23 protein-coding genes are annotated in these 21,868 nt (G+C 58.7%); 10 read left to right on the top strand and 13 right to left on the bottom strand.

From position 1 onward, the window contains the following. Positions 1-64: 64 nt before the first annotated feature. Positions 65-232, top strand: coding sequence for a hypothetical protein (locus tag ACG74X_RS01850; protein ID WP_411232321.1), 168 nt, complete (start codon positions 65-67; stop codon positions 230-232). A 150-nt stretch (positions 233-382) separates the two neighbouring features. Beyond that, on the top strand, positions 383-652 hold the full coding sequence (gene rpsO, locus ACG74X_RS01845) for a 30S ribosomal protein S15 (protein ID WP_411221934.1): 270 nt from the start codon (positions 383-385) through the stop codon (positions 650-652). A gap of 174 nt (positions 653-826) precedes the next feature. Here the strand turns inward: rpsO and ACG74X_RS01840 are convergent, their stop codons facing one another. Then, positions 827-1,048, bottom strand: coding sequence for an N-(5'-phosphoribosyl)anthranilate isomerase (locus tag ACG74X_RS01840; protein ID WP_411232319.1), 222 nt, complete (start codon positions 1,046-1,048; stop codon positions 827-829). A 217-nt stretch (positions 1,049-1,265) separates the two neighbouring features. On the opposite strand from ACG74X_RS01840, the gene pnp reads away from it, so the two are divergent. Next, on the top strand, positions 1,266-3,407 hold the full coding sequence (gene pnp / locus ACG74X_RS01835; protein ID WP_411232317.1) for a polyribonucleotide nucleotidyltransferase: 2,142 nt from the start codon (positions 1,266-1,268) through the stop codon (positions 3,405-3,407). Positions 3,408-3,487: 80 nt separating this feature from the next. Continuing rightward, positions 3,488-4,027 (top strand): CIA30 family protein, encoded by a 540-nt coding sequence (locus tag ACG74X_RS01830; protein WP_411232315.1) that lies wholly within the window; start codon positions 3,488-3,490, stop codon positions 4,025-4,027. 176 nt (positions 4,028-4,203) lie between these two features. Here ACG74X_RS01830 and ACG74X_RS01825 read toward each other — a convergent pair whose 3' ends face one another. Then, positions 4,204-4,890: a response regulator transcription factor gene (locus ACG74X_RS01825; RefSeq protein WP_411232314.1), complete on the bottom strand. Its 687-nt coding sequence runs from the start codon at positions 4,888-4,890 to the stop codon at positions 4,204-4,206. 158 nt (positions 4,891-5,048) lie between these two features. On the opposite strand from ACG74X_RS01825, the gene ribA reads away from it, so the two are divergent. Genes ribA through ACG74X_RS01805 form a run of 4 tightly spaced genes read left to right on the top strand, consistent with a single transcriptional unit; the run spans position 5,049 to position 8,035 of the window. After that, complete coding sequence (ribA, locus tag ACG74X_RS01820; RefSeq protein ID WP_411232312.1) at positions 5,049-6,137, top strand: GTP cyclohydrolase II; 1,089 nt, start codon at positions 5,049-5,051, stop codon at positions 6,135-6,137. After that, positions 6,134-6,640, top strand: coding sequence for a L,D-transpeptidase family protein (locus tag ACG74X_RS01815; protein ID WP_411232310.1), 507 nt, complete (start codon positions 6,134-6,136; stop codon positions 6,638-6,640). Before ribA ends, ACG74X_RS01815 begins: the two co-directional genes overlap by 4 nt. Positions 6,641-6,665: 25 nt before the next feature. Next, a complete protein-coding gene (locus ACG74X_RS01810; protein ID WP_411232308.1) occupies positions 6,666-7,247 on the top strand; it encodes a uracil-DNA glycosylase family protein in 582 nt (193 codons plus the stop codon). Further along, the gene (locus ACG74X_RS01805; RefSeq protein WP_411232307.1) at positions 7,244-8,035 is read left to right on the top strand and encodes an SseB family protein; all 792 of its coding nucleotides are present in this window, start codon (positions 7,244-7,246) and stop codon (positions 8,033-8,035) included. The genes ACG74X_RS01810 and ACG74X_RS01805 overlap by 4 nt, the downstream gene beginning before the upstream one ends. Before the next feature lie 33 nt (positions 8,036-8,068). On the opposite strand, the gene ACG74X_RS01800 is transcribed toward ACG74X_RS01805, so the two are convergent. The 11 genes from ACG74X_RS01800 to ACG74X_RS01750 form a co-directional block, all read right to left on the bottom strand. Continuing rightward, on the bottom strand, positions 8,069-9,073 hold the full coding sequence (locus ACG74X_RS01800; protein WP_411232305.1) for a P1 family peptidase: 1,005 nt from the start codon (positions 9,071-9,073) through the stop codon (positions 8,069-8,071). 82 nt (positions 9,074-9,155) lie between these two features. Continuing rightward, the gene (locus ACG74X_RS01795) at positions 9,156-9,896 is read right to left on the bottom strand and encodes an SDR family oxidoreductase (protein WP_411232304.1); all 741 of its coding nucleotides are present in this window, start codon (positions 9,894-9,896) and stop codon (positions 9,156-9,158) included. A 52-nt stretch (positions 9,897-9,948) separates the two neighbouring features. Next, the gene (locus tag ACG74X_RS01790; RefSeq protein ID WP_411232303.1) at positions 9,949-11,394 is read right to left on the bottom strand and encodes an aldehyde dehydrogenase family protein; all 1,446 of its coding nucleotides are present in this window, start codon (positions 11,392-11,394) and stop codon (positions 9,949-9,951) included. Further along, positions 11,372-12,988 carry an ABC transporter ATP-binding protein gene (locus ACG74X_RS01785; RefSeq protein ID WP_411232301.1) on the bottom strand — a complete coding sequence of 539 codons (1,617 nt, stop codon included), beginning with the start codon at positions 12,986-12,988 and terminating at the stop codon, positions 11,372-11,374. The genes ACG74X_RS01790 and ACG74X_RS01785 overlap by 23 nt, the downstream gene beginning before the upstream one ends. Continuing rightward, positions 12,985-13,800 (bottom strand): ABC transporter permease, encoded by an 816-nt coding sequence (locus tag ACG74X_RS01780; protein ID WP_411232300.1) that lies wholly within the window; start codon positions 13,798-13,800, stop codon positions 12,985-12,987. The genes ACG74X_RS01785 and ACG74X_RS01780 overlap by 4 nt, the downstream gene beginning before the upstream one ends. After that, positions 13,797-14,744 (bottom strand): ABC transporter permease, encoded by a 948-nt coding sequence (locus ACG74X_RS01775; RefSeq protein ID WP_411232299.1) that lies wholly within the window; start codon positions 14,742-14,744, stop codon positions 13,797-13,799. Before ACG74X_RS01775 ends, ACG74X_RS01780 begins: the two co-directional genes overlap by 4 nt. A gap of 76 nt (positions 14,745-14,820) precedes the next feature. Beyond that, positions 14,821-15,111 carry a 4a-hydroxytetrahydrobiopterin dehydratase gene (locus ACG74X_RS01770; RefSeq protein ID WP_411232297.1) on the bottom strand — a complete coding sequence of 97 codons (291 nt, stop codon included), beginning with the start codon at positions 15,109-15,111 and terminating at the stop codon, positions 14,821-14,823. After that, the gene (locus tag ACG74X_RS01765; RefSeq protein ID WP_411232296.1) at positions 15,108-16,310 is read right to left on the bottom strand and encodes a GNAT family N-acetyltransferase; all 1,203 of its coding nucleotides are present in this window, start codon (positions 16,308-16,310) and stop codon (positions 15,108-15,110) included. Before ACG74X_RS01765 ends, ACG74X_RS01770 begins: the two co-directional genes overlap by 4 nt. A gap of 48 nt (positions 16,311-16,358) precedes the next feature. After that, positions 16,359-17,114 (bottom strand): glycerophosphodiester phosphodiesterase family protein, encoded by a 756-nt coding sequence (locus ACG74X_RS01760; RefSeq protein WP_411232295.1) that lies wholly within the window; start codon positions 17,112-17,114, stop codon positions 16,359-16,361. Continuing rightward, positions 17,111-17,572, bottom strand: a complete 462-nt coding sequence (locus ACG74X_RS01755; RefSeq protein ID WP_411232293.1) for a RidA family protein — start codon at positions 17,570-17,572, stop codon at positions 17,111-17,113. The genes ACG74X_RS01760 and ACG74X_RS01755 overlap by 4 nt, the downstream gene beginning before the upstream one ends. Positions 17,573-17,636: 64 nt before the next feature. Then, complete coding sequence (locus ACG74X_RS01750; protein ID WP_411232292.1) at positions 17,637-19,802, bottom strand: transglycosylase domain-containing protein; 2,166 nt, start codon at positions 19,800-19,802, stop codon at positions 17,637-17,639. 249 nt (positions 19,803-20,051) lie between these two features. Between ACG74X_RS01750 and ACG74X_RS01745 the strand changes: the two genes are divergently transcribed. Then, positions 20,052-20,390, top strand: coding sequence for a P-II family nitrogen regulator (locus tag ACG74X_RS01745; RefSeq protein WP_411232291.1), 339 nt, complete (start codon positions 20,052-20,054; stop codon positions 20,388-20,390). A 37-nt stretch (positions 20,391-20,427) separates the two neighbouring features. After that, positions 20,428-21,750: an ammonium transporter gene (locus ACG74X_RS01740; RefSeq protein WP_411232289.1), complete on the top strand. Its 1,323-nt coding sequence runs from the start codon at positions 20,428-20,430 to the stop codon at positions 21,748-21,750. Positions 21,751-21,868: the final 118 nt, after the last annotated feature.

Below are 21,868 nucleotides of genomic sequence, written 5' to 3'. Positions count from 1 at the left end.
GCAAAGGCCGAAATCACGCGCGCCCAAACGCGTGCGGTCTTTTGAAGAGGCACAAAATCTCTTGATGGGATTGGTTGATCCTTTGGGCCAAGCGACCCCGAAAATTGCACTTCATTTGTCCGATGACGAAGGTCCGTCCTGGACGGATGTCATGCTGAATGGGGACGTGGTCGCGCGCATCCCGACAAAGGAACTGGCTCATCATGCGGCACAAACGACGACCTCTCTGTGACATGCGCCATTATCTGGTTCAGGGCTTTTCAAGCGAGTTTTAATCGCCTATACGCCCGCATCTGCCATGACGGCAGAGATTCTCCATGGGCCCTGCTGGACGACATCCCGGCTTGCGCCATTCACACAAATCTTCTGAAAGGAGACCCCGATGTCGATCACCGTTGAAGAAAAAAACCGACTGATCAAAGAATTTGCCACCAAAGAAGGCGATACAGGTTCGCCCGAGGTGCAAGTTGCCATCCTGACCAGCCGGATTTCCACCCTGACCGAACACTTCAAGACGCATAAGAAAGACAACCATTCGCGCCGTGGCTTGCTCAAACTGGTTGCTCTGCGTCGTAAGCTTTTGGATTATACCAAAGCCAAAGACGAAGCGCGCTATCAGGACCTGATCAAGCGTCTGGGCATTCGCCGCTAATTTCGGCACCGCTATCTGCGTAGATCGAATTGACGAAAGGCCGCAGCTTTATCTGCGGCCTTTTTGATGTTTGATGCTATAGTGAATTGATTGCTTTCATTCATTTTAATTTCATCAGTTTCCCCGAATTTTCTGCGAAAATTCGGGGTGTTTTTTGATGGGGCATATTGCTTGTCACAACCAGCGCCGTATCGGCGAGTCAGAGCAAATAATGATGAACTGCCCCGCGCATTCCAACAGGTGAAAACCACGTCGCGCCACTTCATTCAAAAATCGATCACGTCCAATTTCGCGTTCGACCCACGGGACCGCGCGTCGAACAATGCCGCCTTCGGCAACCGCCTTGGCGGCAAAAACCTGTTCAATCCAATAGTCCGGATCTTCACGTTCAATCATCTGCATGGAACAACACTCGCCCAAGGGCGGTTAAGACGCAGTAAACACGCGCGATCTTCCCTTTTCAAATGAGTGCGGATCAGATATGCGCGGAGGCATCTGAGACGTGACGCCCTGACCCCGGCGCATGAGATTGATAGAGGGGTCGGCGGCAATGGGGCCGCCATTCAAACGGGAGACCCGGAGGGCCGGGAGTGCTCCCCTACAGGAAACGATGATGTTCAATACAGTGACGAAAACCATGCAGTGGGGCGAGGAAACGCTCACACTGGAAACGGGCAAGGTTGCCCGTCAGGCCGATGGCAGCGTAATCGCGACCCTTGGCGAAACCTCGGTTATGGCCAACGTGACGTTCGCCAAAAAGCCGAAACCCGGTCAAGATTTCTTTCCGCTGACCGTCCACTATCAGGAAAAATACTACGCCGCCGGTAAAGTCCCCGGTGGCTTTTTCAAGCGCGAGGCGCGCCCCACGGAGAAAGAGACGCTGACCGCGCGCCTGATCGACCGTCCGATCCGCCCGCTGTTTGTTCCCGGCTTCAAACACGAAGTTCTCGTGATGTGTACCGTGCTAAGCCACGATCTGGTCAATGATCCCGACATGGTTGCCATGATCGCAACCTCTGCCGCGTTGACGATTTCTGGCGCGCCGTTCATGGGTCCAATTGCAGCTTGCCGCGTAGGCTATGCCGATGGCGATTATATCCTGAACCCCGAGGTCGAGGATATGGATCAGCTGCGCAACAACCCAGAGCAACGTCTTGATCTGGTTGTCGCCGGCACCAAAGACGCCGTGATGATGGTCGAGTCCGAGGCGTATGAGCTGACCGAAGAAGAAATGCTGGGCGCGGTGACCTTTGCGCACGAGCAAATCCAGCCGGTGATCGATCTGATCATTGATTTGGCCGAAGAGTCCGCCAAAGAGCCGTTTGATTTCCAGCCGCCAGACTATACCGAGCTATATGAAGCGGTCAAAGCGGCTGGCGAGGACAAGATCCGCGCCGCCTATGCGATCAGCGACAAACAAGAACGCACCACAGCCGTGGCCGACGCGAAAGCGGCGATCATGGAAGCGATGACCGAAGAGCAACTTGAAGATCCGAACCTTGGTTCGGCTCTCAAGAAACTCGAAGCCAGCATCCTGCGCGGTGATGTTGTCAAAACCGGTAAGCGGATCGACGGCCGTGCGCTGGACGAAGTGCGCGATATCGTCTGTGAAACCGGTCTGCTGCCCCGGACGCACGGGTCTGCGCTGTTCACCCGTGGTGAAACGCAGGGTCTGGTTGTGACCACGCTTGGCACTGGCGATGATGAACAGATCATCGACGCGCTGCATGGAAACTACCGGTCGAACTTCCTGCTGCACTATAACTTCCCGCCCTATACGGTTGGCGAAGCAGGTCGCGTGGGTCCTCCCGGACGTCGTGAAATTGGTCACGGTAAACTCGCGTGGCGCGCGCTTCAGGCGGTTCTGCCGGCCGCAACGGACTTCCCGTACACCATCCGCGTCGTATCCGAGATCACGGAATCCAACGGCTCGTCTTCGATGGCGTCGGTCTGTGGTGGCTCCTTGTCCATGATGGACGCGGGCGTTCCGCTGAAATCGGCTGTGGCCGGTGTTGCGATGGGTCTGATTCTTGAAGAGGACGGCTCTTACGCGGTTCTGACCGATATTCTGGGTGATGAAGACCACCTGGGTGACATGGACTTCAAAGTCGCAGGCACCGAAAACGGCATCACGTCGCTTCAGATGGACATCAAGGTCGCGGGCATCACGCCCGAGATCATGAAAAAGGCTCTCGCACAGGCCAAAGAAGGCCGGATGCATATTCTGGGTGAGATGAACAAAGCGCTGACCGGCGCTGCGGAATTCTCTGTTCACGCACCGCGTATCGAGACGATGCAAATCCCGACCGATAAGATCCGCGAAGTGATTGGTTCGGGCGGCAAGGTCATCCGCGAGATCGTGGAAGTGTCCGGTGCCAAGGTCGACATCAACGACGAAGGCATCATCAAGATCGCGTCGCCCAATGGCGAGGCCATCAAAACGGCCTATGACATGATCCATTCGATCGTGGCAGAGCCGGAAGAGGGCCAGGTCTATAAAGGCAAGGTTGTGAAGATCGTCGATTTCGGCGCCTTTGTGAACTTCTTTGGCAAGCGCGATGGTCTGGTGCATGTCAGCCAAATTGAAAACCGCCGCCTGAACCATCCGTCGGATGTGCTCAAGGAAGGTCAGGAAGTGTATGTCAAACTTCTGGGCTTTGACGACCGTGGCAAGGTGCGCCTTGCGATGAAGATGGTCGATCAAGAGACCGGCGAAGAAACGGCACCAGAGGCCAAGAAAGAAGACGCAGAGTAAAAGGCTTTGGGTCGAACTGGAAAAGGTGTCCCTTTTGGGGGCACCTTTTTTCGTTTTGGATTTGGGCTAAATCACCGGGTATGAAAATACTTAGCATAGCAGTGATGATGATGGTGGCAGGACAAGCAATGGCCGACGTGGTGTTCGACGATTTTTCCGGCGATGTGGGCGCGCGTTGGGACTATGTCGCCGATGGCGTAATGGGCGGTGTGTCGTCCGGTGGGGCGGATATCCGAGGCGCTGGCGCCGATGCGGTCCTTCGGTTGCAGGGCCGTGTCAGCACCGATAACAACGGTGGCTTTATTCAGGTCCGTCAAAGGTTTTCCCAACCCTGGCCTGACACCGCGCAAGGCCTATCACTGCGTGTCAAAGGCAATGGCGAGACATATTATGTCTTTCTGAAAACGCCGGGTCTGTCGCGGGTCTGGCATTCGTATCGCGCGTCTTTCACCGCTTTAGATCAATGGCAAACCGTGCACTTGCCCTTTGCAGAGTTCAGCCCATCCCATGACAGCATGCCACAATCGTTCACGGCATCGCGCGTGAATAGCATCGCGATTGTCGCCTATGGTGCAGATTACGACGCGGATGTGTCGGTTGACCGGATCGCATTGTATTAACCGACAGACATACCCATCAGCCCGGCTGCAAAAAAAAGACCCCGGATCAATGTCCGGGGCCAAGTCCAACAGGGAGGTGCATATGATGACCCGCATATGCAACGGGAACTCTTATGTAGGGTGTAAAGATGACAGTGCAATGTTGCTTTGATCTGCATCAATAATCGTAAATGGTTTTACGAAACCAACCGATAGCCGCCTGATTCGGTAACCAGCAAACGCGCGTTGGACGGATCTGGTTCAATTTTTTGCCTCAGACGATAAATATGGGTTTCCAGCGTGTGCGTCGTCACACCCGCATTATAGCCCCAGACCTCGTGCAACAAGGTGTCGCGCGCCACAACGCCATCGGTGGAACGGTACAAAAACTTCAGGATGTTTGTTTCTTTCTCGGTCAGCCGCACTTTCCTGTCATCTTCGGTCACAAGAAGCTTCATTGACGGTTTGAACGTATACGGCCCAAGCGAAAAAACCGCATCTTCGGATTGTTCGTGCTGACGCAGCTGCGCGCGAATGCGAGCAAGCAGAACGGGAAATTTGAAAGGTTTGGTGACATAATCATTGGCCCCGGCATCCAGCCCCAGGATCGTGTCGGCATCGGAATCATGCCCCGTCAGCATAAGTACCGGTGCTTTGACGCCCTGCTTGCGCATCAGCCGGCACAATTCCCGCCCATCTGTATCGGGCAGACCAACATCCAGAATGATCAGATCGAACAGCTGTTCTTTTGCCCGCGTCATTGCAGCGGTACCGCAATCCGCCTCAAACACTTCGAAGTCTTCGGTCATGACCAGTTGCTCTGCCAAGGCTTCGCGCAGGTCATCGTCATCATCGACAAGAAGAATGTTCTTGAGCTGTGCCATTGTCGCATGTCTCCGTTGCTTTGCGTTGACATGGTTGGGGCGTTGCGCGGCGGCAAGATTTGCTGCAAGTGTCTCACGGTCTCGTGTATGCAGCGGGCAATTGTTTCATAAATCGGGGTCGTTTATTGCAAAACACCCCAGCAGGATTTCAAGGTTTCATGACACTCACGCCAGACATCACCGACCTTCTGTCGCGCGCGCGCGCGGATTTGCGCATGGGCGTTCCGATTGTGCTGGGGCAGGGAACCGGCATCCTTGTTCTGGCGGTCGAAACACTAAGCGCAGAGCGTTTGGCCGATGTGATGGCCATGCCCGGTGACGCCGATCTGGTTTTGACAGGCCGCCGCGCCGAGACCCTTAAGGCCCGCGCCTATGACGGAGACGTGGCGCGCGTCGCGTTGCCATCGGATGCCACTGTGCGTTGGGTTCAGGCTGTGGCTGATCCTGCGGATGATTTGTCCCATCCAATGAAGGGGCCTTTGACCACGCGACGCGACGGAACCGCATCCTTGCACCGTTTGGGTGTGACTTTGGCGAAATCGGCCCGGCTTTTGCCAGCCGTGATTGCCCTGCCTCTGCCCCGCGCGGAGATTTTTGCAAAAGACCACAACCTGACCTGTCTGGACCCAGAGGCGGCAGAGCCGCGCCTTGGGGCATCGCTTGTGTTTGAGGAAGTGGTGTCCGCCCGTGTGCCGCTGCGCGCCGCCCAATCCGCAAGGCTGCATGTGTTTCGGCCCGAAGACGGCTCGGAAGAACATTACGCGATTGAAATTGGACGGCCTGACCGCGGCAAACCGGTTTTGGCGCGGCTGCATTCGGCGTGTTTCACCGGTGATTTGCTGGGCAGCTTGAAATGCGACTGCGGCCCGCAATTGAACGGGGCCCTGAACGCGATGGGGGCCGAGGGCGAAGGTGTGCTGTTGTACCTGAACCAAGAAGGGCGCGGGATCGGGCTGGCTAACAAGATGCGCGCCTATGCCTTGCAGGATCAGGGTTTTGACACGGTCGAGGCCAATCACAGGCTGGGTTTTGAAGATGACGAACGGGATTTTCGCATCGGCTCGGAACTGCTCCGAGAGCTTGGCTTTTCATCGGTGCGGTTGATGACGAACAATCCGGCCAAGATCGAGATGATGCAGCGCTGTGGCATTGACGTGGCTGCGCGAGTGCCGCTGAAAGTGGGTGAAAACCCGCATAACACCGCCTATCTGGCGACCAAGGCACGCAAATCGGGGCATCTGCTGTGACGCCGGCCGATATGGTCCTGACACGGCGCGGAGTGCGTTTCATGGGGCGATACTGGCCCTGTACCATCGGCAAAGGCGGCGTGCGCCGGGATAAACGCGAGGGCGACGGCGCGACGCCGGCGGGCATACACCGGATTGTGGGGCTGCTGTACCGCCCGGACCGTATGGCGCGGCCCACCGATTGGGCGGTGCCGGTCCGTCCCGGTGATCTGTGGTCGGATGATCCGACACACGAGGATTACAACCTGATGGTGCGCGCGCCCTATGACCACAGTCACGAAACGCTGCGCCGTGCCGATCCGCTGTATGATCTGGTCATGCTGACCGATTGGAACTGGCCACAGGCCCGGAAAGGCCGTGGTTCGGCGATTTTTCTGCACCGCTGGCGTCGCCCCGGCTTTCCAACCGCAGGCTGCGTCGCCTTTCGGGCGGATCACCTCGCCCAGATCGTCCGCCTGATCCGCTATGAAACGCGGCTGATTGTACCAGCCACTTTGCACTGAAGCCTTTGCGCCTACATCGCCCACTATGACACTGCATAGCCGCCTTTCGGAATGTACCCTCTGCGCCGACCGCTTTGCCGCGACCGCAACGCGACATCGACCAAAACCGGTGGTCTGGTTCCGCCCCCGGGCGCGTCTGCTGATTTGCAGCCAGGCTCCGGGCATGCGCGCGCATCAAAGCCGCATCCCCTTTGATGATCCGTCCGGCGACCGGCTGCGCGCGTGGCTCGGGCTAGATCGCTCCGCCTTCTATGATCAGACCAAGGTGGCCATTGTGCCAATGGGGTTTTGTTTCCCCGGATACAACGCAGCGGGATCTGACCTGCCCCCACCGGCGATCTGTCGGCAGACCTGGCATGACGAGGTGTTGACCCATGTCGGGCCGGCCCCGTTGAAACTGGTGATCGGGGGTTATGCGCAAAAGTATCATCTGGGCACCAAAACCAGCGTGACCGACGTGGTGCGCCAGTGGCGGACCTATGGGCCAGACCTTATTCCCTTGCCGCATCCCAGCTGGCGCAATACCGCTTGGCTCAAGAAACACCCCTGGTTTGAGGAGGAGCTGTTGCCGGTTCTTCGAAACCGCGTTCAGGAGGTCCTTGCATGACCGCACCCACGCCGATTGATCAGGCCCATGCCGCAATGGAGGCCGATCCGGAAAACAGTGCCGGGCGCTTGCGCTTTTTCGACCGTCTGGTCGAGGCCGAACTGTTCCTGTTATTGGCCCGCGAGGCAGAGGGCGATCAGGCAGAGCCTGAATTGTTTGATGTGGGCGATGCGCGATATGTTCTGGTGTTCGACACCGAGGACCGGCTCAGCGCGTTTGCCGGACGGGCGGTGCCCTATGCGGCGCTGTCGGGGCGCTCTGTCGTGGGAATGCTTGCGGGGCAGGGGATTGGCATCGCCCTCAACGCAGACGTCGCGCCATCGTCGATCCTGTTGCCCGACGAGGCGGTGGATTGGCTGGCCAACACCGTATCGCAAAGCCCGGCCGAGGCCGAAGCGCGGCCAGAACAATTCAATGCGCCGAAGGGGCTGCCGGATGGGCTGCTTGAGGCGATTGACGTCAAATTGCGCGTCACAACCGGCTTGGCTCGGAGGGGATATCTGGCCGAGGTTCTGTACGACACCGGTGTGCGCGGGCATTTGATCGGCTTTACCGGAACCCTGCCCGGTGCCGAACCGGCGCTTGCGCAGGCCATTCAGGAGGCGCTGGTGTTTTCCGGGCTGGAAGCCGCCGCATTGGACGTGGTCTTTCTGCGCGACAGCGATCCTGTCACCGCACAGCTGGCGCGCGTCGGGTTGCGCTTTGATTTGCCCGAACCTGCGCAGGTCACACCTGTCGAACGGGCTGCACCGGGAAGTGACCCGGCCAAGCCGCCGCTCTTGCGGTAAGGGCCGGATGGTTCGGTGCCCCCGTTGCCCGGTCTACCTGCCTATCACTGATCGGAATGTCGGAAGCGCATCGTTCTCTTGCGGGGTGGCTTCCCAAATCGCACGGGCAATGGCGCGGGCCATGCAGACGGCCGCGAAATGCCCCAAAATCGGCAGCACCTCATCCGAAGGCGGATCGCGCCGCGCGGTGCTGCAGGCAAAAATGAGGTCCCCGTCATAAGGGCTGTGCGCCGGAACCAAGGCGCGGGCAAAGCCGTCATGGGCGGCGGTCGCCAATCGCTTGCACGCGGCCTTGTCCAGCTTTGCATCGGTTGCCACACAGCCGATGGTGGTATTGCCGTGCTGCGCCATTGCGGCGGCTTTCCGGCTTGGCAAAAGCGGTTGCAGCCCGTGCTGCGGGTCCGGTCCCAAACCGCCAAATTCGTTTCCGATTTCAAAAGGTGCGGCCCAGAAATGTTTTCCCGAAGGTGTCGTGGCGCTGCCAAGCGCGTTTACCGCAACCAAAGCTGCGATGGTGGTGCCGTCTGGCAGCACCAAAGAGGCCGATCCCAGCCCGCCTTTATGTTGCGCATCGGTGGCACCGGTTCCCGCACCCGCCGTGCCGATCTTGAACTCCCGGTCCGCGTTCAGAACCGCCTGCCGCCCCAGCGCGGGATAGGGGTTGGCCTGCCATGTTTTGTCACCGTTATTGAGCAGATCGAACAGAATCGCGGCAGGCACGATGGGCACCCGCGCGCTGTGAATCTGAAATCCGCGCCCCTGCTGCGCCAGGACATCCATCACCCCTTGGGCCGCGGCCAGGCCAAACGCAGACCCGCCGGACAAGACAAGCGCGTCTACGCCGGGAACGGTTTTGTCGGGCTCCAGCAGATCGGTGTCCCGCGTGCCGGGCGCTCCACCCATGACGGCATAGCTGGTGGTCATGGGGCCATCTTCGGCCAGTATCACCGTGGTTCCGGATTTCAGGGCCTCGTCCTGGGCATTGCCGACCTTGATCCCGGCAACATCGGTGATCTGGTTGCGGGGTCCGGGCGTCATGACCAAGCGCAGGCTGTCGGGCCGAAACATTGAGGGGCCAGCCCCTCAAACTCCCCGGCATATTTTTCAAAAGAAGAGAGGGTCAAATGCAACGGCCTCCATCGACTTCCATACATACCCCGGTCAGCATACTGGCCTCTTGCGAGCACAGGAAGGCGGCGGCATTGCCAAGATCCTCGGGTGTTGAAAAGCGTCCAAGCGGAATTGTCGACAGAAACTTGGCGCGGGTTTCGGGTGTGTCTTCGCCCATGAAACTTTTGAGCAGAGGGGTTTCACCTGCCACCGGGTTCAATGCGTTGACGCGGATGCCTTCCGGGGCAAGTTCCACCGCCATGGCGCGGGTTGCAGTGATCATCCAGCCCTTTGAGGCATTATACCAATTGAGCCTCGGGCGCGGCGAGACACCGGCGGTTGACGCAATATTCAGGATCGCCCCTGTTCCGCGCGTTTTGAAATGCGGAACAATGTCACGGGCCGTCAGGTAGACGGATTTGCAATTCACGGCAAAGACCCGGTCAAATTCGTCTTCGCTGACATCTTCAAGCGGTGTTGGCAAATGTGTGATGCCGGCGTTGTTGACCAGAATATCAACATGCCCCAGCGTCTTGATCGCCGTTTCGATCATGCTTGCCACCTGATCTGCCTTCGAGACATCCGCCATTACGGCGTGGCCGCCGATTTCGGTCGCAATCGCCTCGGCCGCCGATATGTTCAGATCGACCACCATCACCGTTGCGCCCTCGTTAGCGAATTTGCGGGCGATGCCTTCGCCGAAACCGGATGCGGCACCGGTCACGATGGCGGTTTTGTCTTTGAGCCTCATATCTGCGGCCTCCTGTTTTCGCAGTCAAATTGTGCAGTGTGTGTGCCTGGAGCTACCCGTGTCGTGCGGCCACGGTTTTGAGCGTCGAGAAACCATAAAGCGCCTCGAACCCTTTTTCGCGGCCATGTCCGGATTTTCCGATCCCGCCAAACGGAAGTTCGACACCGCCTCCAGCTCCGTAATTGTTGATAAAGACCTGCCCGCAGCGCAACGCTTTGGCCAAACGCATCTGGCGGGCTCCGTTTTGTGTCCACACACCGGCAACCAACCCGTAGGCGGTGCCATTGGCGATCCTGACGGCATCGGCTTCGGTGTCAAAAGGGATGAGCACCTGCACCGGTCCGAATATTTCATCCTGGGCCAGGCTGTGATCCGGGGCGATCGGGCCAAACAGCTTTGGCTGCACATATGCGCCTTGTTCCGGCAGCGTATCCGGAAGCGGTGTTTCCGCCAAAAGTGGTGTTGTGCCCGCCGCCTCCAGAAATGCCGTGACGCGGTCTTTTTGTTTGCGGGAAATAAGCGGGCCGATATCGGGGTTTTCGGTGGCCGGGCCAATGACCTTGGCGCGATAGGCCTCTGCCATGCGCGACGCAACATCATCAAAGACTGCGCTCTGGACCAGAATACGTGACGCGGCTGAGCAAGTTTGGCCGGCATTTTGCAAGCCCGCATTCACCAAAAACGGCAGCGCCTGATCCAGATCGGCATCGTCAAACACGATTTGCGGGGATTTTCCGCCCAGTTCGAGCGTCACTGGCACGACATTTTCCCCGGCGGCCTGTTGTACGGCCTGACCGGTTTGCACCGAACCGGTAAAGCTCAGGTGGTGAATGCCGGGATGACGCGCTAGCGCGTCTCCGGCTTGCGCACCCAGGCCCGGCACCACGTTCAGAGCGCCATCGGGAAACCCTGCTTTCTGTGCCAGATGCGCAAACATCAATGCCGTGAGGCAGGCATCCTCGGCCGGTTTCAGCACGCAGGCATTGCCCATGGCAAGAGCTGCCCCCACCGACCGGCCAATGATTTGCATCGGGTAGTTCCAGGGCACGATATGGCCGGTGACACCGTGCGGTTCGCGCAGCGTGTAAACGGTATAGCCGTCAAGATAGGGGATGGTTTCGCCATGCACCTTATCCGCCGCACCCCCGTAAAATTCGCAATACCGGGCCAGCGCAATGGCATCCGCCCGCGCCTGCGCCAGCGGTTTGCCGACATCCAGCGCCTCTAGCTTTGCAAGCAGGTCGACGTGGTCAAGCACATGTTGCCCAAGACGGGTCAGACAGCGCCCGCGATCAAGCGCGGTCATCCTGCCCCAATCGCCCTCGCGCGCGCGGTGCGCTGCGGTCACGGCGGCATCGACATCGTCTGCTGTGCTGTTGGCAATCTGGCAGAGGGTTGTGCCATCGGACGGATTGATGAGCGGAAGCGTGGCCGCGGTGGCACGCCAGGTGCCATTTATCAGGACATGGCTGGGGTCAAAGGGCAGGGTGGGCAGCATATTGGGCCTCTGAAACTGTTGGTAACTTAGGGGCGGCATCTATCAAGGTGCGGGTGTAGGGATGGTTGGGAGCATTGAACAGGGCTTCGGTTGGACGATCTTCGACAATTTGACCGGCGCGCATGACCATAACGCGGTCTGTGATGGATCGCACGACGCTCAGATCGTGGCTTATGAACAGGTAGGTCAGGCCATAGTCCCGGCTTAGATCGGCCATGAGATCGAGGATTTGGGCCCGCACACGGACATCAAGGGCCGAGACCGCTTCGTCAAACACGATCAATTCGGGCCGGATGATCAAGGCGCGCGCGATGGCGATGCGTTGACGCTGACCACCCGAAAAGGCGTGGATGTGTTTATCGGCATCGCCCGGGTTCAAACCGACAGCGGTCAGCGCATCTGCGATTGCGGCATCGCGGTCTGCGCCTTTGGGGGGCGTGTCCAAAAGATGGAACGGCTCTGTGATCAATCGGGACACGCGATGGCGGGGATTGAAGCTGCCATAGGGGTCCTGAAAGACGACCTGCATTTTGCGGCGCACGGTCAGGTCAGGCCGTCCATCCTGCCAGACGGGATCATCCTCCAGCGTAATCTTGCCCTGTTGAACCGGCTCAAGACCCAGGATGGCGCGGGTCAGTGTTGACTTCCCGCATCCGGATTCGCCAACCAGACCAACGCGTTCCCCGCGCTGGATGTCAAAGCTCACATCATTCACCGCGCGGAACATCGGACGTGGGCCAAAAAGGGATGAGCGCGGAAGAGGATAGTCGCGGCTCACGTTTTTGACGGACAACAGACCGCCTGTCGCGGTGCTCTGGCCAAGGTTGGCGCGATGGCGGGACGCTTCGAACAGGTGGCGCGTATAGGGATGGCGCATCTCGTGCAGGACACGCGCGGTCGGACCGCTTTCCACGATCTGGCCAGAGCGCATGACATGCAGCGTGTCGGCCATATCACTGACGACGGCCAGATCATGTGTGATCATCATCATCGCCATGTTTTGTTCAACAACAAGACCTTTCAACAGATCAAGGATTTGCGCCTGCGTGGTGACATCCAGCGCCGTGGTCGGTTCATCCGCGATCAGCAGGCGCGGGCGCAGGGCGATGGCCATGGCGATCACCACACGCTGGCGCTGCCCGCCGCTGAGTTCGTGGGGATACCTGCCAAGCGGGACATCTTCTGGCGGCAAGCCCACACGGGCAAGAACCTCGCGCGTGCGGTCCTGTGCCATCCGGCGCGGCATGGCCCGGTGGATCAGGATGGTTTCCATCACCTGTGCGCCAATGGTCTGCACCGGATTAAGGGCGGTCATCGGTTCCTGAAACACCATGCCAATCTCGCGTCCGCGCAGATCGCAGAGCTTTGCCTCTGGTTGCTGCGTCAGGTCGATCCCGTCAAAAACAATTGCGCCCTGCGTGTTTGTGCCTTTGGGCAACAAACCGATGGTTGCGAAGGCGGTCATGGATTTGCCTGACCCACTTTCGCCGGTCAGCGCGGCGATTTGGCCGGGCTTGATCGACAATGACAGGTTTTGCAGGATGGGTTTGTTGTGGATCGACAGCGACAGGTTCCGAATATCCAGCAAGCTCATGCGCGCACCACTCTAAGCCGGGGGTCCAGCACGTCTCTGAGCCCGTCTCCCAGCAGGTTCAGCCCAAGCACCATCGCGATGATGGTCAGGCCGGGGATCAGGGCCACATGCGGGGCCAGTGACACCATGGTTTGCGCGTCTGCCAACATGCGGCCCCAGCTGGGGATCGGCGGCTGCGCGCCAAGGCCCACATAGCTCAGACCGGCTTCGGCAAGGATGCCAAGGCTGAACTGGATCGTGCCCTGCACAATCAGCAGGTTGGCCACGTTTGGCAGGATATGCTCTGCGCTGATCCGGGTGCGCGTTTTGCCCGCAACGCGGGCGGCCATGATGAATTCCCGTTTCCACAGGCTGAGCGCCGCCCCTCGCGTGATGCGCGCAAAGACCGGGATGTTGAAAATACCGATGGCAATGATCGCATTGGTGGCGCTGGGCCCGAAAATCGCGGTGATCAGGATGGCAATCACCAAGGATGGAAAGGCAAAGATGAGATCATTCATGCGCATGATCGTTTCGTCAAGCAATCCTCCACTGCGCGCGGCTGCGGCAAGCCCCAAGGGCACCCCAAGCCCCATTCCGATACCGACCGCCACCAAAGCGACGGCAATAGACGTGCGCGCGCCCACCATCAGCATCGACAGGATGTCCCGGCCAAAGTGATCCGTGCCCAGAAGATGGTCTGCACCGGGCAGTTTGAGACGGTTTGTGATATCCATCGTTTCTACGCTGTCCGGCGTCCAGACAAACGACAGAAGGGCCGCACAGACAAACAATGCGCTAAGCAGTCCACCGATGATCAGATTGCGGCTCATGATCTGGACCTCAGCCGTGGATCGGCCGCAGCATAGGCCAGATCGACCAGAAAATTCACCATGATCACGGCAAAGACCAAAAGCATGACCACCGATTCCACAACGATCAGATCGCGCTGGGTGATGGCCTGAAAAATCAAACGCCCCAGACCTGGCAGGAAAAACACTTGTTCGATGATGATGGCTCCGGCCAGCAGGAACGCGAATTGCAGGCCGATGATGGTCAGCACCGGGATCAGCGCATTGCGCACGCCGTGCCGCCACAAGGCCTTACGCGCCGACAGACCTTTGGCGCGTGCCGTGCGAATGAAGTCTTCGCTCAGAATGTCCAGCAAAGAGGACCGCATCACCCGCGTCAGAATCGCGGCTTGCGGCAAGGCCAGCGCGATGGCCGGAAGTGTCAGCGCCTTTATCCCAGCCCAGAAGCCTGTGTCCCAGCCGGGAAACCCGCCGGCACTGAACCAGCGCAGGTTGATGGCAAAGATCAGCACCAGCATCATCGCGAACCAGAAATTCGGGATGGCAACGCCCAATTGGGTAGCACCTGTGACGCTCAGATCCCCGATCCCGCCACGGCGCGCGGCGGCGAAAATACCGGCGGGAAAAGCAATGAGCGTGGACAATGTCAGCGCATAAAGCGCAAGCGGGAGCGACACCCAAAGACGGTCTGCGATCATTTGGCTGATCGGCGTGCGATAGGTGTAGGACGTACCAAAATCACCGCGAAGCATGCCGCCGACCCAGCTTAGATATCGGTCGATTTTGGATTGATCCAGCCCCAGCTCGGTGCGCAAGGCGGCAACGGTATCAGGCTGGGCGTTGATCCCCAGCATAAAGCTTGCCGGATCGCCGGGTGCCACTTCGACCACGACAAAAATCACAATCGACGCCACCAGAAGGCTCAGCGCAAGAGAGATCAGTCGTTTGAAAACATATCGCAGCATTGTGCGGACGTTAGGCGAACCCGGCAGCGATGGGAACGGCAAAGCAAGTCAAAAAGACCGGCCTTGTGATGCGCGCCTACAGGCTGTCGAGCTTGCGCGCCAGCTTGGCATCCAGCGCAGACAGGCCGTCAACATCATGTGTGGTTAGAACCACGTCGACGCGGTTGTAGACATTGAACCATTCGGGATGGTGATTCCACTTTTCCGCCCACATGGCGGCGCGTGTCATCCATCCAAAGGCTTCGGTAAAGTCCTTAAACTTGAAGGTTTTGGAAATCGCGTCGCGCTCCTCGTCAAGAACCCACCCGGTTTCAAGCAGCGGGTCCAGAACGGTTTTGCGCGCGGTGTCGGAAAGTAATTCAGTCATTCGTGATCCTCGATATCGCCTTTGCGGAATGGTCCGTATTGGGTCAGCACTTCGATATCCTGTCCAACCGCGTCTGCCTCGGCCTCCAGATACCGCGCCACGGCTTCAGAGAAACCGGGATCGCCGATCCAATGCAAGGAATGAGTTACAACCGGCAGATATCCGCGCGACAGTTTGTGTTCGCCCTGCGCGCCGGCCTCGACCCGCGATTGCCCATTGGCGATGGCATAGTCCATGGCCTGATAGTAGCACAGTTCAAAATGCAGGCAGGGGTGATCCTCGGTGCATCCCCAATAGCGCCCGAAAAGCGTGTCGCGCCCGATCACGTTCAACGCTCCTGCAACCCAGCGGCCATCGCGTTCGGCCATCACCAACAGAATGTCATCGCGCAGCCGCTCGTGCGCGATGTCAAAAAACTTGCGTGTGAGATAGGGCGTTCCCCATTTTCGGGCCCCGGTGTCCTGATAAAAATCCCAGAACGCATCCCAATGCGCGGCGGTGATTTGATCGCCGGTGAATTGATGAATGTGGCCGCCAAAGTCATGTGCCCGCTGGCGTTCCTTGCGGATGGTTTTGCGTTTGCGCGAACTTAGCGCGTTCAGGAAGGCGTCAAAGCTATCATAGTCGCGATTTTCCCAGTGGTATTGTTGGGTGCGGCGGCGCAAAAGGCCGACCTGTTGTCCGGCAATCGCCTCGGCCTCGGTGCAGAATGTGATGTGTAGTGACGACAGATCATTGTCAGCCGCAACTTGGATTGCGCCCTGAATCAAGGCACTTAGGCCTTCGGTTTCGTAGCCGGGACGGGTTAAAAAACGGCGGCCCGTGGCGGGCGTGAACGGCACCGCGATCTGAAGTTTCGGGTAATACCGTCCGCCCGCGCGTTCCCAGGCATGTGCCCAGTTGTGGTCAAAGATATATTCACCCTGGCTATGGCTTTTGGCGTAAAGCGGGGCGCAGGCGATCACCTGACCGTTCAGTTCCGCGGTCAGATAGCGCGGGTCCCACCCTGTGCCCGGCCCGACAGATCCGCTGTCTTCGAACGCTTTGAGAAAGCGATGTGTGGTGAACGGATCATAGGCCCGCCCGCCATCGGCGACCTCGGGACAGGCGCACGCATCCCAGTCTTCTGCCGCGATCTGTGCGACAGAGCTGTGCATGGTGATGGCGAGTGTTGCTGCGTTTTCCGCTGGGTCCGACATGGCCGTTCCTTGGTTACGCCTTGGTACTTGGGTCGCGTTCTGCCCGGATCAAGCAGCGTAGCCTTCAAAGGTGATATTGTCAGCCACCTTGCGGGCCTGATGTTCCTGTTGGCGGCTGCGGACGGTCCAGCAAAAGATTGGTATTCCTTGCGATTTAAGCTGTTCGACACGCGGCGCATCGAGGTTGGTCACGTCATGGCTGAGGAATTCCGCGCCGACCGTGTCAAAATCCGGAATCGCCGCCAGCCGCGCGCGTGTTGCGACCGGGACATCCGGCTCGTCTATCTTGCGCCAGGCCGAACTGATCAAACCGCGTGGAATCTGCGGGCAAAGCTGTTGCAGCGGCGCAATCATATTGGGATTGAAAGACATCAGCGCAACATCACCGGTATAGCCGTCCAATGCCTGCGCTGTGGCGGCTTCCAGAACGCCATCGGTGATCCCCATCTCGCCATGCTGGTCTTTCAATTCGATCAACACCGGCACCGCCCCATCAATCTGGGCCAGAACCTCTGTCAGCGTCGGAATGGTGTCTGTGGCATCCCTGAGCGTGATACCTTGCAGCGTCTGTGCATCGCGATCCCGCACCGGCCCGGTTTGATCTGTCAGCCGGTTCAAAAGTGTGTCGTGAAACACCATCGGCACGCCGTCGCGGGACAGTTGCACATCAAGCTCGATCCCGTACCCGGCCTTGATTGCCGCTGCGAACGCCGAGGGGCTGTTTTCGATGCACCCTTCGGCTTTGTCATGGTAGCCGCGGTGTGCGATTGGCCGATCAAAAAAGGCCGGGCCCAATCTGGTCATGAGATTTCAAAGATGCCTTCGATTTCAACCGCGACACCAAAGGGCAACGAGGCCGCAGACACCGCCGAGCGCGCGTGGCGTCCGTTATCGCCCAATACCGCAACCATGAGATCCGATGCGCCGTTGATGACTTTGGGCTGATCGGCAAAATCGGCGGTCGAGTTCACGAACCCCACGAGTTTCACCAAACGCACCCGACCCAGATCGCCATCAGCCGCTTTGCGGGCCTGTGCGAGCAAGGCCAGCGCACAGAATTTCGCGGCCTCTGCACCGGCCTCTACATCCAGATCCTGCCCCAGCTTTCCGGTGATCAGACCGTCTGGCCCGGTCGGCAATTGCCCGGAAATGTAGATCTGGTTGCCGGTTCGCACGAAAGGCACATAATTGGCAGCCGGTGCAGGCGCATCCGGCAGGTTCAGTCCCAGATCGGCAAGGCGGGTGTCGATTGCATTTGTCATGGATGTCTCCCCTGTATTCTGGGCCGGACGCTATTGCGCGGTGACGGAAATGGGAAGGGCTGTCCTAGTTCCCGCCAAGAATATCGCGCAGCAATTGGTTCAGCGCATTTTCAAGCGCGTTGCCGGTGCCGGGCTGGGGCGTCTGTTGTTGCCGGGGTTGTTGCGGTTGGACCACCTGACGCGGTGGCTCTGGTACAATCATCGGCAAAGGGCGCACCGGCAGGCCCTGATGCACGCGGACCATGGTTTCGCGCCAAATTTCCGCAGGAAGCCCGCCGCCGGTCACACCGGTCAAGGGTGTGTTGTCATCGTAACCCATCCAGACACCGGCCACGTAATCGGCGGTAAAGCCGATGAACCATGCATCGCGCGCGGCTTGTGTCGTGCCGGTTTTGCCCGCCGCCTCGCGGTCTGGCAATTGGGCGCGGCTGCCCGTTCCTTGCGAGACGACCTTTTCCATCATCCAGATCAGTTGCCGCGCGGCCTGTTCGTTGATCACCCGCTCGCCAATGCCGCCGCCTGCGCCCATGGTGGGTTGATCGTCGCCTTTCAAACGCAATTCGCGCAGACCGTATGGGGTGACCGATGATCCGCCGTTTAGAATACCTGCAAACGCGCCGGTCATTTCCAGCAATGACGCTTCGGACGCACCAAGCGCCAGCGCGGGCGTGTCTGTCAGGTTGCTGTCGATGCCGAAATCCTCGGACACCTTCCGCACGAGATCACGGCCAACGGATTCTGACACTTTGACCGCAGGCACGTTCAGACTGCGCGCCAGTGCATCGACAAGCGTCACAGAGCCGGAAAAGCTGCGTGAATAGTTTTCCGGGCACCATTGCCCCGATCCGGGGATAGACATGCAGAATTTTTCGTCCAGCACCGTATCATATGGGCTATACCCCAGTTCAAGCGCCGTGGCGTAGACAAACGGTTTGAACGCCGAACCGGTTTGGCGCTTGGCCTGTGTCGCGCGATTGAAGACACCGGCGACATTGGTTTTTCGCCCGCCCACCATGCCGCGCACCGCGCCGTCGGCGGACATCACAACCACGGCGGTTTGCGCCTTGGAGCCTTCGCGCACTTTGGTTGTGAAAATCGCTTTGACCGCATCCTCGATGGATTTCTGAATGCGCTGGTCGAGTGTTGTTGAAATGATCACATCTTCGGTTGTGTCCCGGGTGAAAAAGTCGGGGCCGGATTGCATCACCCAATCCGCGAAATACCCGCCCGTCTGGGATTGTGCCTTTTGGGACAAGGTGGCGGGATTGGCCTGTGCTGCGCGGGTCTGTTCATCGCTCAGGTAGCCCTGTTCGTTCATCAGCCGCAGCACGGTTGCCGCGCGCGCCTGGGATCGTTCAAGGTTGGATGTCGGCGCAAGGCTGGACGGTGCGGTCAGCAACCCGGCTATCATGGCGCCTTCCTGTGGGGTCAAGGCCGCAGCCGGTTTTGAGAAATACCGCTCTGACGCCGCTGCCGCCCCATAGGCACCGCCGCCCATATAGGCGCGGTTCAGATAGATCGAGAGGATTTCATCCTTGGTGTATTTCACCTCCATCGCCAGCGCGTACACGGCCTCTTTGATTTTGCGAGACAGCGACCCGCGCCGGCAATCAGCCACATATTCGGATTCGCTTTTCCATTTGTTCGGATCATACGCGACACCCAGACACAGTAGCTTTGCTGTTTGCTGGGTGATTGTTGATCCGCCGTGCCCGGACAGGGGGCCACGGCCTTCGGAGAGGTTGATGCGAACCGCCGAGGCAACGCCACGCGGCGAGATGCCAAAGTGCCGATAAAAGCGTTTGTCTTCTGTCGCGACCACCGCGTTTTTCAGGTGGGGCGACACGGTATCGGCGCTGACAATTCCACCAAACTGGTCACCGCGCCAGGCAAAGGCCACGCCATCGCGATCGCGCAGCTGCACCGATCCGCGGGCGCGCCCGTCAGAGGCGGCAGAGACGTCGGGCAGGGTTGTGTAGGTGTATCCGACAAACAAGCCGAGGATCAGCGCAACGACAATGCCCGCTCTGACAAAGAGCCGAAAGAAAAAGCGGAAGATCCAGCCGACAATGCGCCCCAAAAAGCCCACCACGCCGCGCCGCGGTGCTTTGGCCCGGGTCGCCTTGCGTTTGACCGGAGCCGCCTTGCGGGGCTTTGGCTTTTTCGCAGGTTTCTTGGGATAACGACGATCCGCTACCAGTCGGCCTTTGCCGCGTCGTGAATCAGCCATACCGACCGCCTGTGTTGCTGCTCTTTTGGGTTAATTTAGTGGGTTTCCCCGCAGATGTGCACCAGTGTCTGAGCGCCATACCCGTTTTTTATCTGCGCAAAAAGTAACCAAACATCAAGAATTGTGCAAAATTTGTGCAATTTTCTATGCTGTCTCGCGTTGCGCACAGGCTCTTGCCTTTCATTGACCCGGTTCCGCGCCGTTTTCTGCAGATGCAAGAAGATCGATCTGCATGAGAAAGGAACCAGTGTGAAGTTCATCATAGCAACGATCAAGCCATTCAAGCTTGAAGAGGTCCGCGAGGCGCTTACCGACATTGGTGTGCGCGGCATGATGGTTACCGAAATCAAAGGCTTCGGGGCGCAATCGGGCCATACAGAGATCTATCGCGGCGCGGAATACGCGGTGAATTTTGTTCCGAAAGTAAAGCTCGAACTCGCGGTTGCCACTGAGATGGCCGACCAGGTTGTCGAGACCATCACCAAAACAGCCCGGACCGGCAAAATCGGAGACGGCAAGATTTTCGTGCTTGAGGCGCAGCAGGCCATTCGCGTGCGCACCGGCGAAACCAATGGGGACGCGCTTTGACATCGGCGCGGTGACAAAGATTAGGGGAAACAAACCAATGACACTACACAAGACACTTTTGCCCGCTGCGGCGTTGTGCGCATTTCCGATGATGGGCATGGCGCAAGAGACCGCCGCGCCGACGATGGACGAGGTCGGGCCCTATATCCTGACCACGTTGCTGTTCCTGATGGCCGGATTTCTGGTTTTCTTCATGGCTGCCGGTTTTGCCATGCTTGAGGCGGGACTGGTGCGATCGAAAAACGTGGCCATGCAATTGACCAAGAACATCGCGCTGTTTTCCTTTGCCGCGATTATGTATTGGTTGATCGGCTTTAACCTGATGTATCCCGGCGACAGCTGGATCATTGGCGGTTGGGTTGGTCCGTTCTTCAGCCAAACCGTGCTTGACCCGGTTGGGGTTGCTGCGGCCGATGCCGATCTGGGCTATGCCTCTGTCGGTTCTGATTTCTTTTTCCAGTTGGTGTTTGTCGCGGCTACGGCCTCGATCGTGTCCGGCGCGGTGGCAGAGCGCATTAAGCTGTGGCCGTTTCTTGCGTTTGTGGTGCTGCTGACGGGGGTACTGTACCCGATTTCCGGGTCCTGGCAGTGGGGCGGCGGATGGTTGTCAGAGATGGGCTTTTCCGACTTTGCAGGATCGACCGTTGTTCATTCTGTTGGCGGCTGGGCGGCTTTGGCTGGGGTGATCGTGCTTGGGCCGCGCATTGGCAAGTATAAAGACGGCAAGGTCACTCCGATCCCGGGGTCCAACCTTGCGCTTGCGACTTTGGGCACATTTATCCTGTGGCTGGGGTGGTTTGGCTTTAACGGCGGATCGCAGCTTGCCATGGGCACCGTTGGGGATGTGTCTGATGTGAGCCGGATCTTTGCCAACACCAACATGGCGGCCGCCGCCGGTGCAAGTGCCGCATTGATCATGACGCAAGTGCTTTACAAGAAAGTCGATCTGACCTTTGTGCTGAACGGTGCGTTGGCGGGTCTGGTGTCCATCACCGCCGAACCCCTTGCCCCGACATTGTTCGGCGCGCTTTGGATTGGTGCCGTGGGCGGGCTGATCGTGGTCTTTGCGGTTCCGTTTCTGGATAAGCTCAGGATCGACGATGTTGTCGGCGCAATCCCGGTTCACCTGTTCGCGGGTATCTGGGGCACGATTGCGGTGATCTTTTATGGCGAGGCCAGCCTTACGACCCAGTTGGTTGGTATTGCGGCCTATGGCGCGTTTACCTTTGTCGGGGCGATGATCCTGTGGACCATCCTCAAATCGACCTTTGGCATCCGGGTGAGCGAGGAAGAAGAGATCAACGGTCTGGACCTGGCCGAGTTGGGCATGGAGGCCTACCCTGAATTCTCAAAGGGCTGACGGCTGTTTGAGTGATCTGATGTGATCAATGGCCCGGGCGTGTGCGCCCGGGTTTTTCCTATGCCATGACCGGAATGCGTTGATTAAGTGAACCGAGCGGTTTAGCTTTAAGATCAGT

Source organism: Marivita sp. S0852 (assembly GCF_046591575.1).
GTDB lineage: Bacteria > Pseudomonadota > Alphaproteobacteria > Rhodobacterales > Rhodobacteraceae > Marivita.
This window is presented reverse-complemented; position numbering and strand designations above follow the sequence as displayed.